Source organism: Arthrobacter sp. MDT2-16 (genome assembly GCF_054510925.1).
Genome location: NZ_JBTNDP010000010.1, coordinates 56,469 through 69,225 on the forward strand (window position 1 = coordinate 56,469; position 12,757 = coordinate 69,225).

Below are 12,757 nucleotides of genomic sequence, written 5' to 3' on the forward strand. Positions count from 1 at the left end.
TGCGTTTCCCAGCTTAACGCAACCACCCGCACGGCCCGACCATCGACGTCGGGCCACCGGTCCTCCCTCCGGGCGCCCGAGGGCCTACCCTTGACGGGTGCAGACTCCCGCCGGCCTCCTCGCGTCGCTCCCCCTGCACACGCGCGTGGTGGTGCGGCGCCGCCTGGCCGACGGCTTCACCGATTCGCTGGGTGACCTGGTGGCACTCGATGCGACCACCTGCACCGTACGCACCCGCACGGGCGACGACGTCGTGCCGCTCGCCGACGTCACGGCTGCGAAACCCGTACCGCCCGCTCCCCCGCGCCGCGCTCCGCGACGATAGGCCGTCCGGTCCGGCAGGGCCGGCAGGGCCGGCAGGGTCAGTAGGGCCGGCAGGGCTAGCAGGGCCGGCAGGGCCGGCGGGGACCCTACGAGCGGGGCGGACACGTCGGAGCGGGTTCTGCCGCATCCTCCGGCCTCCCCTGCCGACGCCCGCGGATGTCCGGCCCTGCAGGTGCCACACGGCCCGCTTCGAGGCGGATGACATGATCGGCCGCTGCCAGGGTGACGTCGTCGTGCGAGACGCAGACGACGGTTGCTCCGCGCGCCCGTTCGGTGAGCAGGACGTCGGCGACCACCGCGCGGGTGGCGGCGTCGAGGCCGGTGGTCGGTTCGTCGAGCAGGAGGACGTCCGCCTGCTGGGCCAGGCCCTGGGCCAGGAAGGCCCGCTGGCGCTGGCCGCCCGACAGGGCTCCCAGGGGTCGGTCCTGGTAGCCGTCCAGGCTCACGAGGCCGATGCAGTCGTCGATGATGCGACGATCAGCGGCCCGCAGGCGTCCCAGGAGACCGGTATCGGACCAGCGGCCCATGGTCACGACGTCCCGCACCGTGAGCGGCATGCGATCGGACACCTCGCTGCGCTGCACGACGAGGGCGGTGCGGGCAGGCCCGGCGGATGACACCGTGCCGCTCCGGGGAGCGAGCACACCGGCGAGCAGCGCGAGCACCGTCGACTTCCCGGAGCCGTTCGGACCGATGATGACCGTCACCGCTCCGGGTCGGATCGACAGGGAGACACCGCGCAACGCCTCGACGCCGTCGTGGTCGAACCGGACGTCGGAGAGCGTGAGGGGCTCGAGGACGCGCGGGGCCGACGGTGCGGCGGCGACATCGTGGGGGCTTCGGGACTGCGGCATCCCGCCAAACTACCATGTTGAGAATGAAACTCATTTAAGCCTAGGGTGGGCCCGTGACCTCGTTCATCGGACCCTTCGCCACCGACTTCATGCTGCGTGCACTCATCGGCGGCTCGCTCTGCGCTGCCATCTGCGCCGTCGTCGGCACCTGGGTGGTCATCCGCGGGATGGCGTTCCTGGGTGAGGCGATGGCACACGGCATGCTCCCCGGCGTCGCACTCGCCACGCTGGCCGGCGTGCCCGTCATCCTCGGAGCCGCAGGCAGCGCGGTCGTGATGAGCCTCGGCGTGAGCCTCCTGGCCCGCCGCGGACGACTGTCCCACGACACGAGCATCGGCCTGTTCTTCGTGGGCATGCTCGCCACCGGCGTCATCATCATCTCCCACTCCCGCAGCTTCGCCACGGACGCGACGGCCATCCTCTTCGGCGACGTGCTGGCGATCGGATCCGGTGATCTCCGCCTCCTCGCCGGCGCCCTGCTCCTCACCGTGCTCGTCGCCGCCGCCTTCCACCGCGCGTTCGTGGCCCTCGCCTTCGACCGCCGGATCGCCCAGGTCATGGGGCTGCGTCCGCGCCTGGCACAGGTGCTCCTCGTCGGACTCGTGACCCTTGCCGTCGTCGTGTCCTACCAGGCCGTGGGCGCGCTGCTCGTCATCGGCCTGCTCCTCGCCCCGGCCGTCGCCGCCGCACCCTGGACCACCCGGATCCCGAACACCATGGCCTTCGCGGCCCTCATGGGCGTCCTGTCCGTCGTCCTCGGGCTCCTCGCCTCGTGGCACCTCGGCACCGCTGCCGGAGCCTCCATCGCCCTCGCCGCGATCGCGTGCGCGGCCGTGTCGAGCATCCTCCGCGGCATCACGCGCCGACGCCCCGCCACCAGCCCCATCGACAGCTCCACCGGTTCGGAACCGGTAGCAGCTCCTTCACAGAAAGCCCTTCGTGCGAACGCCTAAGACCCTGCTGCCCTGCCTCCCCCTGCTCGCCCTGACCCTCGCGTCCTGCTCCACGGCCGCGGACTCCGCGGACTCCCCGGCCGACACCCCGACTGCCTCCAGTTCTGCCCCGGCCCCGCTGGGCGACGGCCACGGAACCCTCGAGGGCTCCACGGAGGTCGCCGAGCCCCAGCTCCACCTCATGACCCTGGACGTCGAAGGCCGGGTCGACCTGCTCGACCTGGCCGACGGGACCACCACCGCGCTCGGGCAGGTCCCCGAGGTCAGCGACACCGTCACCGATGGGCGGTACCTCTTCGCGTCGTCCGCGACCACCGGTGCGATGACGGTCATCGACAGCGGCATGTGGACCTGGGACCACGAGGACCACTTCCACTACTACAACGGCGAATCGAGAACCATCGGCACCGTCGAGGGTGAAGGCGAAGCCGTCGTCACCTCCGGCTCCTCGACGACGGGTGTCTACTTCCCCGACAGCGGCAAGGGCAGCGTGCTCGACAACGACGTCCTCGCCAGGGGAGAACTGAGCGTCCGCGCCGAGCTCTCCATCGATCCCCACCCCGGGATGCTCGTTCCCCTGGCGGACGTCACCCTCCTGACCCGACCTGGCACCGACGGGATCGCCGCCTCCGTCCAGGCCCATGACAGGGAAGGCGAACCGATCGACGGTGCGATCGCTGACTGCGTCGATGCCCGGGGGACGATCACCACGTCGGTCGGCGCCGTCATCGGGTGCGACGACGGCGCTCTCCTGGTGACGCTCGACGACGGCGACATCACGTACGAGCGGATCCCCTACCCGGCCGGGACGAGCGCGCCGAAGGGCACGGAGTTCCGGGCCCGCGAAGGACGGCCGACCGTCGCCGCGGTCGCGGGCGACCACGGCGCCTGGCTGCTCGACACCCGGGAGCGGTCCTGGCAACTCGTCCCCACCGATGTGCCGCTGCTCCAGGTCTCCGCGGTCGACGACAGGGAAGGCCACGTCGTCGCCCTCGCCGAGGACGGCCGCGTCCTCGTTCTCACTGCCGGCACCGGCGGGACGATCGCCGCGACCGAACCACTCCTGCCACAGACCCTGACGGACCCCGCCCTCCTGGCCGGTGTCGAACTGACCGTCGACCAGCAGCGCGCCTACCTCAATGCCCCCGCCGAGCAGACCCTGTTCGAGATCGACTTCGCCGACAGCGGCCGTATCGCCCGCAGTTTCGACACCGGCACCGTCCCCGCGCACCTGGCGGAGGTCGGTCGATGAACCGGGCACGACGGCACATCGCCCTGGTCCTGGCCGCGACGACGATCATCGGGGCCTCCGGATGTGCTGCAGCGGCCGGTGACGAACCGGTCATCGTGGTGACCACCAACATCCTCGGGGACGTCGTCCGGAACGTCGTCGGCGACGAGGCCGACATCCGCGTCCTCATGCAGCCGAACGCCGACCCGCACTCCTTCGAGATCTCCGCGCAGGACGGCGCCATGATGCGGCAGGCCGATCTCATCGTGACGAACGGACTCGGCCTCGAGGAGGGCCTGCAGCAGCACATCGACAGCGCGCAGTCCGAAGCCGTACCCCTTCTCGTCGCCGGCGAGGTCATCGAATCCCTCGCGTACGCGGACGGTGAATCCGAAGGCGCACCCGATCCCCACTTCTGGACCGATCCCGCGCTCATGGCCGATGTCGTCGACCGACTCCTGGAACGCGTAGCGGCTATCGACGGGATCGACACCGACGCCGTCGAGACCTCCGCCGCCGAGTACCGGGCAGAACTCACGGACCTCGATGCCGCCATGACGGAAGCCTTCGCGGCGATCCCTGCCGACCGGCGGAACCTGGTCACCAACCACCACGTCTTCGGCTACCTCGCGCAACGCTACGACTTCCGGATCATCGGCGCCGTCATCCCGGGCGGTACCACCCTCGCCTCCCCCAGCGCCTCCGACCTGCGCGACCTCGTCGCGGCCATCGAGGAAGCGAAGGTGGACACCGTCTTCGCGGAATCCTCCCAGCCCGACCGTCTCGTCCAGGTCCTCGCCGACGGCGCGAACATCGACGTCGACGTCGTCGAGCTCTTCACCGAATCCCTCACGAACCCCGGTGAGGGCGCTGACACGTATCTCACCATGATGCGCACCAATACAGAGCGCATCTCCACCGGACTCTCACCCTGAGATCCGTCCACACAGGAAGAATGATGATGACAGCCATTCCGCTCACGAAACGCCCACGGCACCTGGCCCTTGCTGCCACGGTGGCCACATCCGCCCTGCTCCTGACAGCGTGCGGCTCCTCCTCCGAACCGGCGACGGACACGTCGGCTGCTCCGGAGACCACCGCATCGGCCGAGGCCCTCGCCCCTGCCTCCCGCGTCGCCCTGACGTACGACGGCGGCATCGTCGTCGTCGACGGCACCACCCTGGAGGTCGAGGGCGACATGCCCATCGAGGGCTTCACGCGCCTGAACCCCGCCGGCGACGGACGCCACGCCCTGGTCACGGTCCCCGAGGGCTTCCGGGTCCTCGACCTCGGAACCTGGACGGACTCCTCAGGATCCCGGCGGGCGCAGCCGAAGCTCACCGACCTCGTCTTCGAGGCCGACACCGCCGGCCACGTCGTCCAGCACGGGGACAAGACCATCCTCTACGCCGACGGCACCAGCGACACCACCGTCTTCACCACCGATGACCTCCTCGGCGATCCCGACAGCCTCCCGGCGACCGAGGTCATCCCCGGTGACGAGGCACACCACGGCGTGTCCATCGTCCTCGAGGACGGCACCTTCCTCACGACCGTCGGCACCTCCGAGAGCCGCTCCGGCATCAGGGTCCTCGACGCCGACGGCAAGGAGATCGCCACCAGTGACCAGTGCCCGTCCGTCCACGGTGAAGGCACCGCCATGAACGAGGTCGTCGTCTTCGGCTGCAGCGACGGGGCGCTCGTCTTCGACAGTGGGACGATCACCAAGATCGACGCCCCCGACGAGTTCGGACGCATGGGCAACGCCTACGTCAGCGAGACCAGCCCCATCATCGCCGGGGACTACAAGGACGATCCCGACATCGAGGGCTACCTCCTGCACCAGCTCACCCTGATCGACACCGAGTCGAAGACGATGAAGGTCATCGACCTCCCCGAGGGCGTCGAGTACACCTTCCGTGACGTCGCCCGCGGCCCGGACGGCGAGGTCCTGATCCTCGCCTCCGACGGCGCCCTGCACAGCATGGACCCCGTGACGGGCGAGATCACCGGCTCCACGCCGGTCATCGACGCGTGGGAAGGACCCGTCGAGTGGCAGGACCCGCACCCCGCCATCAAGGTCCTCGGAGGCACCGCCTACATCACCGACCCCACAGCGAAGAAGCTGCATGCAGTGGACATCGCGACCGGGAGGATCACCTCGTCCGACGAACTCCCCGGCATCCCGAACGAGATCGCCGCCGTCGAGGGATAGCCCCTCCCGCCCGGTGGAGCCGGTGTCTCACGGGCGCCGGTCCCACCGGACGGCCCCCCCCCCATGGAGGAGCAGCCGACGAGACCGCCACGGATCCGGTGGTCCTTCAGTGATTGGGACTCGTCAATCATCGGCGCGATCTCCCGTATGATCGGCGGATGGAATCAGACGAGGACCTCCAGGCCCGCGGCCGGGCGCTCAGCTCCCCCGTCAGGCTCCGCATCCTGCGGCTGTGCCTCCATAGACCGAGGACCAACAAGGAGATCGCGGAGACGCTGGACCTCAACCCGGCGACGGCCCTGCACCATGTCCGGACACTGCTCTCGACGGGTTTCCTCGCCGCGGACGAGGCCCGCACCGGTAATCGGGGGGCGAAGGAGATCCCGTACCGTGCCACGGGTCTGTCCTGGCACACCCGCATCCCCCACTCCGCGCCGGTCCTGATCGAGACGTTCCTGCAGGAGATCGAGGGCCTGCAGCCGTCCGAGATCGACGTATGGCGGCTCGGTGTGCGGCTCAGTGACGAGCACCGCGCGGAGATGATGGGGCGCATTCGCGAGGTCTTCGAGGACTACGCGCAACGGGCGCCCGATCCCGACGGCACGGCGACGTCGATCATGCTGGCGCACCACCTGGACCGCGCCTCCGACTGATCCGGAACCGCGCGGGCTCCGCGGGAACGCCTCAGCGGCGACGCACAGGACGCAGCAGGACACTGCCGGTCACGACGGCGGCAAGCGTCACCGCGAGCACGCCGAAGAGCCAGAGATTCCCGGCGAGGGCCGTGCCCGGTGCGGCCTCCGACGAGCCGGTGAGGATCAGGGTCTTCGACGACGTCGAGAGCAGCGCCACGATCCCGTAGGCCACGGCCCCGGCCACGGCCGTCAGGATGACGTTCCGGGCCCAGAGCCCGCAGAGCAGGAACAGGCTGCCGGCGAGGACGAGGGCGGCCAGCGCCCCGACGGGAAGAGCCGTCGGGCCCAGGTGGACCAGCTGGCCGTGCAGCACTGTACCGAACACCGCGGCGATTCCGCCTGCCATCGTCGAGCCGAGGACCGCCGTCACCCGGTGGGGTACTGTGCCGCCGGCGGCAGGAGGGGCCGGCGCCTCGGCGGCCGCCCCCGTAGGAGTGGCGGACGCATCGATGCCTGCTGGGACCGCCGGACGCGTACCCCGCGCCGGAGGGGCGTCCGCCGGGACGGCAGGTGCACCGTCGGGAAGCTCCGGGAACGCCGAACGCCGGCCCTCCCCTGCTGGGGAGGAACCGGCGTCGTCGTGTGCCATGGTGGTGCGGTGCTAGGCGCGGGCGCGTGAACGCGACGCGCGCATGCGCTCGTTGGCGTCGAGGATGACCTTGCGGATGCGGATGGACTCCGGTGTGACCTCGACGCACTCGTCCTCGCGGGCGAACTCGAGGGACTCCTCGAGGGTGAGGTTGCGCGGCGGGGTCAGGTTCTCGAAGGTGTCCGAGGACGCCGCCCGCATGTTGGTGAGCTTCTTCTCCTTCGTGATGTTGACCTCCATGTCGTCGGCGCGGGAGTTCTCGCCGACGATCATGCCCTCGTACACCTCGGAGGTGGGCTGCACGAAGAACGAGCCGCGCTCCTGGAGGTTGATCATCGCGAACGGGGTGACGACGCCGGCGCGGTCCGCGATCATCGAGCCGTTGGTGCGGTACTCGATGTCACCGGCCCACGGCTCGTAGCCCTCGGAGATCGACGCGGCGATACCGGCACCGCGCGTGTCCGTCAGGAAGCGCGTGCGGAAGCCGATGAGGCCACGGGCGGGGACGATGAACTCCATGCGTACCCAGCCGGTGCCGTGGTTGGCCATGTTCGTCATGCGGCCCTTGCGGGCGGCCATGAGCTGGGTGACGCCGCCGAGGTACTCCTCGGGGACATCGATGGTCATGTGCTCCATCGGCTCGTGGATCTTGCCGTCGATGGTCTTGGTGACGACCTGCGGCTTGCCGACCGTGAGCTCGAAGCCCTCGCGGCGCATCTGCTCCACGAGGATGGCCAGCGCGAGCTCGCCGCGACCCTGGACCTCCCAGGCGTCGGGGCGCGCGGTCGGCAGGACGCGGAGCGACACGTTGCCGATGAGCTCCTTGTCGAGGCGGTCCTTGACCTGGCGCGCGGTGACCTTGGCGCCCTTGACCTTGCCCGCCAGCGGCGAGGTGTTGATACCGATGGTCACGGAGATCGCGGGATCGTCGACCGTGATGAGCGGCAGCGGCTGCGGGTTGTCGACGTCGGTGAGGGTCTCACCGATGGTGATGCCCTCGATACCGGCCACGGCCACGATCTCGCCGGGGCCGGCGGACTCGGTGGGCACGCGGTCCAGGGCCTTGGTGGCCAGGAGCTCGGTGATCTTGACGGTCTTCAGCTCGCCGTTCTGGCGGGCCCAGGCGACCTGCTGGCCCTTGCGCAGGGTGCCGTTGAAGATGCGCAGCAGCGCGAGGCGGCCGAGGAACGGCGAGGCGTCGAGGTTGGTGACGTGGGCCTGCAGCACACCCTCGGGGTTGTAGCGGGGCGCGGGGATGTGCTCGATGATCGTCTGGAACAGGGGCTCCAGGTTGTCGTTGGTCGGCACGGTGCCGTCCGCCGGCTGCTCGAGCGACGCCGCTCCTGCACGGGCCGCGGCGTACACGACGGGCACATTCAGGATCGAGTCGAGGTCGAGGTCGGGGACCTCGTCGGCGAGGTCGGACGCCAGTCCGAGGAGGAGGTCCATCGACTCGCTGACGACGTCCTCGATGCGGGAGTCGGGGCGGTCGGTCTTGTTGACCAGCAGGATGACGGGGAGCTTCGCCGCCAGGGCCTTGCGGAGCACGAAGCGGGTCTGGGGCAGCGGGCCCTCGGACGCGTCGACGAGGAGGACGACGCCGTCGACCATGGACAGGCCGCGCTCCACCTCGCCACCGAAGTCGGCGTGGCCCGGGGTGTCGATGACGTTGATGGTGATCGTCTCGCCCTTGGCGGAGGGGCCGTCGTAGAACACCGTGGTGTTCTTCGCGAGGATGGTGATGCCCTTCTCGCGCTCGAGGTCACCGGAGTCCATGACGCGGTCGGCCACGTCGCCGTGGGCAGCGAACGAATTGGTCTGCTTCAGCATGGCATCGACCAGGGTGGTTTTTCCGTGGTCAACGTGAGCCACGATGGCTACGTTGCGGAGATCGCTGCGGACAGCGGTGTTGCCTGTGGTTTCAGACATGCGTGATTACTCAATTCGGTATCTACTGCGGGGAAATTAACGGCGGCTGCACTGCACGCCCTCTTACCAGTCTAGGCGCTGGGGAAAAACAGACCTAATGCGCATGGGCGCTGCGGGTCCGGATCAGCTGTGGGCGCACCCGGGGCGGACCGTTCCGGGACGACGACGGCGGCCCTCCGGTGGAGGACCGCCGTCGTGCTCGGGGCGCCGGTTGCCTGGGAGACGCCTACGCGACCTCGGGAGGCAGGACGAGGCCCGCTCCCGGGATCGCCGCGAGCAGCGCCTGTGTGTAGGCGGTCCTCGGGTTGTCGAACACCTCGTCGGTGGTGCCCTGCTCCACGAGCTTGCCCTTCTCCATGACGGCCACGTGGTCGGCGATCTGGCGGACCACCGCCAGGTCGTGCGTGATGAAGAGGTAGCTCAGGCCCAGCTCCGCCTGCAGGTCGGCGAGCAGGTTCAGGATCTGGGCCTGCACCAGCACGTCGAGAGCCGAGACGGCCTCGTCGCAGATAACCACCTCGGGGTCCAGGGCGAGCGCCCGGGCGATGGCCACGCGCTGACGCTGACCGCCGGAGAGCTCGTTCGGGAAGCGCTGCATCATCGAGGACGGCAGGGCCACCTGGTCCAGGAGTGCGCGGACCTTCTTCTCCCGGCTCTTCGCGTCGCCGACCCCGTGGACGCGCAGCGGCTCCTCGATGGTGCGGTAGATGTTGTACATCGGGTCGAGCGAGCCGTACGGGTCCTGGAAGATGGGCTGGACGCGGCGACGGAAGTCGAACATCTGCTTGCGCCCGAGGGTGGTGATGTCCACGCCGTCGAACCGGATGCTGCCTGATGAAGCGCCCTCGAGTCCGAGCACCATCTTCGCGACGGTGGACTTGCCCGAGCCGGATTCGCCCACGACGGCGGTGGTGGTGCCTCGGGCGATCGAGAAGGAGACCTTGTCCACGGCCGTGAAGTCGGTGGACCTGCCCCAGCTCCCCCGGATCTTGAAGACCTTCGTCAGGTCCTCGACCTCGATCACCTTGTCCAGCGCCGCACCCTGCGCCGCGGCGGGCGCGAGGAGGTCCTCCGTCTCGACGCCGGCCCTCTTGGCCGACTCGATGCGCCGCGAGGCGATGGACGGGGCGGAGGCCACGAGCTTCTGGGTGTACGGGTGGCGCGGGTTCGTCAGCAGTTCGAGGGCCGGACCGGCCTCGACGACCTGCCCCTTGTACATCACGATCACCTTGTGCGCGCGCTCGGCGGCGAGGCCGAGATCGTGGGTGATGAGGAGCACGGCGGTGCCGAGCTCCTCGGTCATGGTGTCGAGGTGGTCCAGGATCTGCCGCTGCACCGTGACGTCGAGCGCCGAGGTCGGCTCGTCGGCGATGAGCAGGCGCGGCCGGCAGGACAGGCCGATGGCGATGAGGGCCCGCTGGCGCATGCCACCGGAGAACTCGTGCGGGTACTGGTTGGCGCGCGACGCGGCGTCGGGCAGGCCCGCTTCCGCGAGCACCTTCGCCACGTCCTGTGGGCCGCTCGGCAATCCGTTGGCCTTCAGCGTCTCCCTGACCTGGAAGCCGATCTTCCAGACGGGATTCAGGTTGGACATCGGATCCTGCGGCACCATGCCGATGGACGAGCCGCGGAGCTCGACGATGCGCTTCTCCGAGGCATGGGTGATGTCCTCGCCGTCGAAGATGATGCTGCCGTGGGAGACGCGCCCGTTGCCGGGCAGCAGGCCGATGGCGGCCAGCGCCGTCGTCGACTTGCCGGACCCCGACTCCCCCACGATCGCGACCGTCTCACCGGGCATCACGGTGAGGTGCGCGTTGCGCACCGCCGGGACGTCACCGTTGGACGTCGTGAAGGTGATCGCGAGGTCGCGGAGCTCGAGCAGCGGCCGGGGGGTCCCCGCGGGTGCCGGGGCCGCCGCCGTGGCGGTGCGGGCGGCGCGGCGGCCGCCCTCGTTGCTGATGCTGTGGCTCATCGTTTGCGTGCCTTCGGATCGAGAGCGTCACGCAGGGCGTCGCCCAGCATGATGAAGCTCAGAACGGTGATCGACAGGGCGAGGCCCGGCCAGAAGATCGCCATCGGGTTGCTGCGCAGCGACGGCTTCGCCGAGAAGATGTCATTGCCCCACGACATGACCTCGGGAGGGAGGCCGATGCCGAGGAAGGACAGCGTGGACTCGGCCACGATGAACGTGCCGAGTGAGATCGTCGCGATGACGATGACCGGGGCGAGCGCGTTCGGGATGACGTGCTTGACGAGCGCACCCAGCGGCGAGACGCCGAGCGAGCGGGCCGCCGTCACGAAGTCCGCGTTGCGGACCTCGATCACCGCGGCGCGCGTGATCCGGGCTATCTGCGGCCAGCCGAAGGCCACCAGGATGACGACGAGCGTCCATACGTTCCGGTTCTGCTGGAACACGGGAAGCTGCACGACCACGATCGCGCCGAGGATCAGCGGGAGGGCGAAGAAGATGTCACCCACGCGGGCGAGCACCGCATCGACCCAGCCCCCGAAGAAGCCGGCCAGCGCGCCGATGAGGCCGCCGATCAGCACCACGCCGAGCGTGGCGAACAGGCCGACGGTGAGCGAGGACTGCGTGCCGTGTACCACGCGGGAGAGGATGTCGCAGCCCTGGACGGTGAAGCCCAGGGGGTGGCCGGGAGCGGGACCGCCGTCCGAGTTCTCGAGCAGGCAGTTCTCGTTCGGCGGCTCGTTCGTGAACAGCCCGGGGAACAGCGCCACGAAGATGACCGCGAGGATCAGGATCGCGCTGATGATGAACAGCGGCTGCTTCCGCAGGCTGCGCCACGCCTCGCCCCAGAGGCTGCGGGGCGCGGCGTCGGACACCGCGCTGTCCGTGGCCCGGACCGGTGTCTCGTCCAGGTCGGCGACGAAGTGCTCGATCGGGTAGGCGGACCGCTTCGTGCGCGCCACGGGCGTGGGAGCCTGGGTGGGCACGGCGGCCTCGGTGGGTGAAATCGGTTCAGGCATATCGAATCCTTGGGTCCAGCCAGGCGTACAGGAGATCCACCAGCAGGTTCGCCAGGCAGAAGATGAGGATCAGGAACGTGACGATCGAGACGACCATCGGTCCGTCACCGTTCAGTACGGCGCGGTAGAGGGTGTTGCCGACCCCGTTGACGTTGAAGATGCCTTCGGTGACGATCGCACCGCCCATGAGGGCGCCGAGGTCGGCACCGAGGAAGGTCACGACGGGGATCAGCGAGTTGCGGAGGACGTGCACGACGACGACGCGCCGGCGGCTGAGGCCCTTGGCCGTCGCCGTACGGACGTAGTCCGCGTTCACGTTCTCGATGATGCTCGTGCGGGTCAGGCGCAGCACGTAGGCGAAGGACACGAGCCCGAGGACGATGGCCGGGAGCAGGAGCTCGGTGAAGGTCGCATCACCGCTCACGGTCGGGTTGGTCCACTGCAGCTTGACGCCGATGAGGAACTGCATCAGGAAGCCGAGCACGAAGATGGGCACGGCGATGACGATCAGGGAGAGCACGAGGACGGAGGAGTCGAAGATCCTGCCCTTGCGCAGCCCCGCGATGAGGCCGAAAACGATGCCGAAGACGGCTTCGATGACGAGGGCCATGATGGCGAGCTTCGCCGTGGTCGGGAAGACCTCGGCGATGATGGTGGCGATCGGGCGGCCCGAGAAGTTGGTGCCGAGGTCGAACGTCAGGACGCCCTTGAGGTACAGCAGGTACTGGATCCAGAAGGGCTGGTCCAGGTTGTACTGCTCGCGCAGGCCCGCGACGACGGCCGGGGTGCAGCCGCGCTCGCCGCAGATGGCCGCGGTGGCGTCACCCGGGAGGCTGAAGACGAGGAAGTACACCAGCAGCGTCGCGCCGAGGAAGACGGGGATCAGCTGCAGGAAGCGTCGGGCTATGTACCAGACCATCAGTGCGCACCTCCCGGTGCGGCGTGCGTCCGGACGGGACGCAGTGAGGGGTTGCTCATG

The 12,757-nt window shown here is 69.4% G+C and carries 12 protein-coding genes; 6 read left to right on the forward strand and 6 right to left on the reverse strand.

Annotated features, from left to right (window positions below):
- Positions 1 to 97: 97 nt before the first annotated feature.
- Positions 98 to 325 carry a putative acetyltransferase gene (locus tag ACX80N_RS15735; RefSeq protein WP_459340129.1) on the forward strand — a complete coding sequence of 76 codons (228 nt, stop codon included), beginning with the start codon at positions 98 to 100 and terminating at the stop codon, positions 323 to 325.
- Positions 326 to 410: 85 nt separating this feature from the next.
- Here the strand turns inward: ACX80N_RS15735 and aztA are convergent, their stop codons facing one another.
- Positions 411 to 1,178: a zinc ABC transporter ATP-binding protein AztA gene (gene aztA / locus ACX80N_RS15740; RefSeq protein WP_459340130.1), complete on the reverse strand. Its 768-nt coding sequence runs from the start codon at positions 1,176 to 1,178 to the stop codon at positions 411 to 413.
- A gap of 53 nt (positions 1,179 to 1,231) precedes the next feature.
- Between aztA and aztB the strand changes: the two genes are divergently transcribed.
- The 5 genes from aztB to ACX80N_RS15765 all read left to right on the forward strand — a co-directional run bounded on the left by aztB (position 1,232) and on the right by ACX80N_RS15765 (position 6,230).
- Positions 1,232 to 2,131 (forward strand): zinc ABC transporter permease AztB, encoded by a 900-nt coding sequence (gene aztB, locus ACX80N_RS15745; protein ID WP_459340131.1) that lies wholly within the window; start codon positions 1,232 to 1,234, stop codon positions 2,129 to 2,131.
- The gene (locus ACX80N_RS15750; protein ID WP_459340132.1) at positions 2,118 to 3,383 is read left to right on the forward strand and encodes an ABC transporter; all 1,266 of its coding nucleotides are present in this window, start codon (positions 2,118 to 2,120) and stop codon (positions 3,381 to 3,383) included. Before aztB ends, ACX80N_RS15750 begins: the two co-directional genes overlap by 14 nt.
- On the forward strand, positions 3,380 to 4,297 hold the full coding sequence (gene aztC / locus ACX80N_RS15755) for a zinc ABC transporter substrate-binding protein AztC (protein WP_105032773.1): 918 nt from the start codon (positions 3,380 to 3,382) through the stop codon (positions 4,295 to 4,297). Before ACX80N_RS15750 ends, aztC begins: the two co-directional genes overlap by 4 nt.
- Positions 4,298 to 4,323: 26 nt before the next feature.
- Complete coding sequence (gene aztD / locus ACX80N_RS15760) at positions 4,324 to 5,577, forward strand: zinc metallochaperone AztD (RefSeq protein ID WP_459340133.1); 1,254 nt, start codon at positions 4,324 to 4,326, stop codon at positions 5,575 to 5,577.
- Between the two features lie 158 nt (positions 5,578 to 5,735).
- Positions 5,736 to 6,230 carry an ArsR/SmtB family transcription factor gene (locus tag ACX80N_RS15765; RefSeq protein ID WP_105032774.1) on the forward strand — a complete coding sequence of 165 codons (495 nt, stop codon included), beginning with the start codon at positions 5,736 to 5,738 and terminating at the stop codon, positions 6,228 to 6,230.
- 31 nt (positions 6,231 to 6,261) lie between these two features.
- On the opposite strand, the gene ACX80N_RS15770 is transcribed toward ACX80N_RS15765, so the two are convergent.
- From ACX80N_RS15770 to ACX80N_RS15790, 5 genes are all read right to left on the reverse strand, one after another.
- On the reverse strand, positions 6,262 to 6,861 hold the full coding sequence (locus tag ACX80N_RS15770; RefSeq protein WP_459340134.1) for a hypothetical protein: 600 nt from the start codon (positions 6,859 to 6,861) through the stop codon (positions 6,262 to 6,264).
- Positions 6,862 to 6,873: 12 nt separating this feature from the next.
- A complete protein-coding gene (typA, locus tag ACX80N_RS15775; RefSeq protein ID WP_105032776.1) occupies positions 6,874 to 8,790 on the reverse strand; it encodes a translational GTPase TypA in 1,917 nt (638 codons plus the stop codon).
- Between the two features lie 226 nt (positions 8,791 to 9,016).
- The gene (locus ACX80N_RS15780; RefSeq protein WP_459340135.1) at positions 9,017 to 10,762 is read right to left on the reverse strand and encodes an ABC transporter ATP-binding protein; all 1,746 of its coding nucleotides are present in this window, start codon (positions 10,760 to 10,762) and stop codon (positions 9,017 to 9,019) included.
- A complete protein-coding gene (locus ACX80N_RS15785; protein WP_105032778.1) occupies positions 10,759 to 11,778 on the reverse strand; it encodes an ABC transporter permease in 1,020 nt (339 codons plus the stop codon). Before ACX80N_RS15785 ends, ACX80N_RS15780 begins: the two co-directional genes overlap by 4 nt.
- On the reverse strand, positions 11,771 to 12,697 hold the full coding sequence (locus ACX80N_RS15790) for an ABC transporter permease (RefSeq protein WP_105032779.1): 927 nt from the start codon (positions 12,695 to 12,697) through the stop codon (positions 11,771 to 11,773). Before ACX80N_RS15790 ends, ACX80N_RS15785 begins: the two co-directional genes overlap by 8 nt.
- Positions 12,698 to 12,757: the final 60 nt, after the last annotated feature.

Bases quoted from the DNA above. Each gene is read 5' to 3' on its own strand.
- aztA (WP_459340130.1), bottom strand. From the start codon at position 1,178: ATGCCGCAGTCCCGAAGCCCCCACGATGTCGCCGCCGCACCGTCGGCC.
- aztC (WP_105032773.1), top strand. From the start codon at position 3,380: ATGAACCGGGCACGACGGCACATCGCCCTGGTCCTGGCCGCGACGACG.
- aztD (WP_459340133.1), top strand. From the start codon at position 4,324: ATGACAGCCATTCCGCTCACGAAACGCCCACGGCACCTGGCCCTTGCT.
- ACX80N_RS15765 (WP_105032774.1), top strand. From the start codon at position 5,736: ATGGAATCAGACGAGGACCTCCAGGCCCGCGGCCGGGCGCTCAGCTCC.
- ACX80N_RS15770 (WP_459340134.1), bottom strand. From the start codon at position 6,861: ATGGCACACGACGACGCCGGTTCCTCCCCAGCAGGGGAGGGCCGGCGT.
- typA (WP_105032776.1), bottom strand. From the start codon at position 8,790: ATGTCTGAAACCACAGGCAACACCGCTGTCCGCAGCGATCTCCGCAAC.
- ACX80N_RS15780 (WP_459340135.1), bottom strand. From the start codon at position 10,762: ATGAGCCACAGCATCAGCAACGAGGGCGGCCGCCGCGCCGCCCGCACC.
- ACX80N_RS15785 (WP_105032778.1), bottom strand. From the start codon at position 11,778: ATGCCTGAACCGATTTCACCCACCGAGGCCGCCGTGCCCACCCAGGCT.
- ACX80N_RS15790 (WP_105032779.1), bottom strand. From the start codon at position 12,697: ATGGTCTGGTACATAGCCCGACGCTTCCTGCAGCTGATCCCCGTCTTC.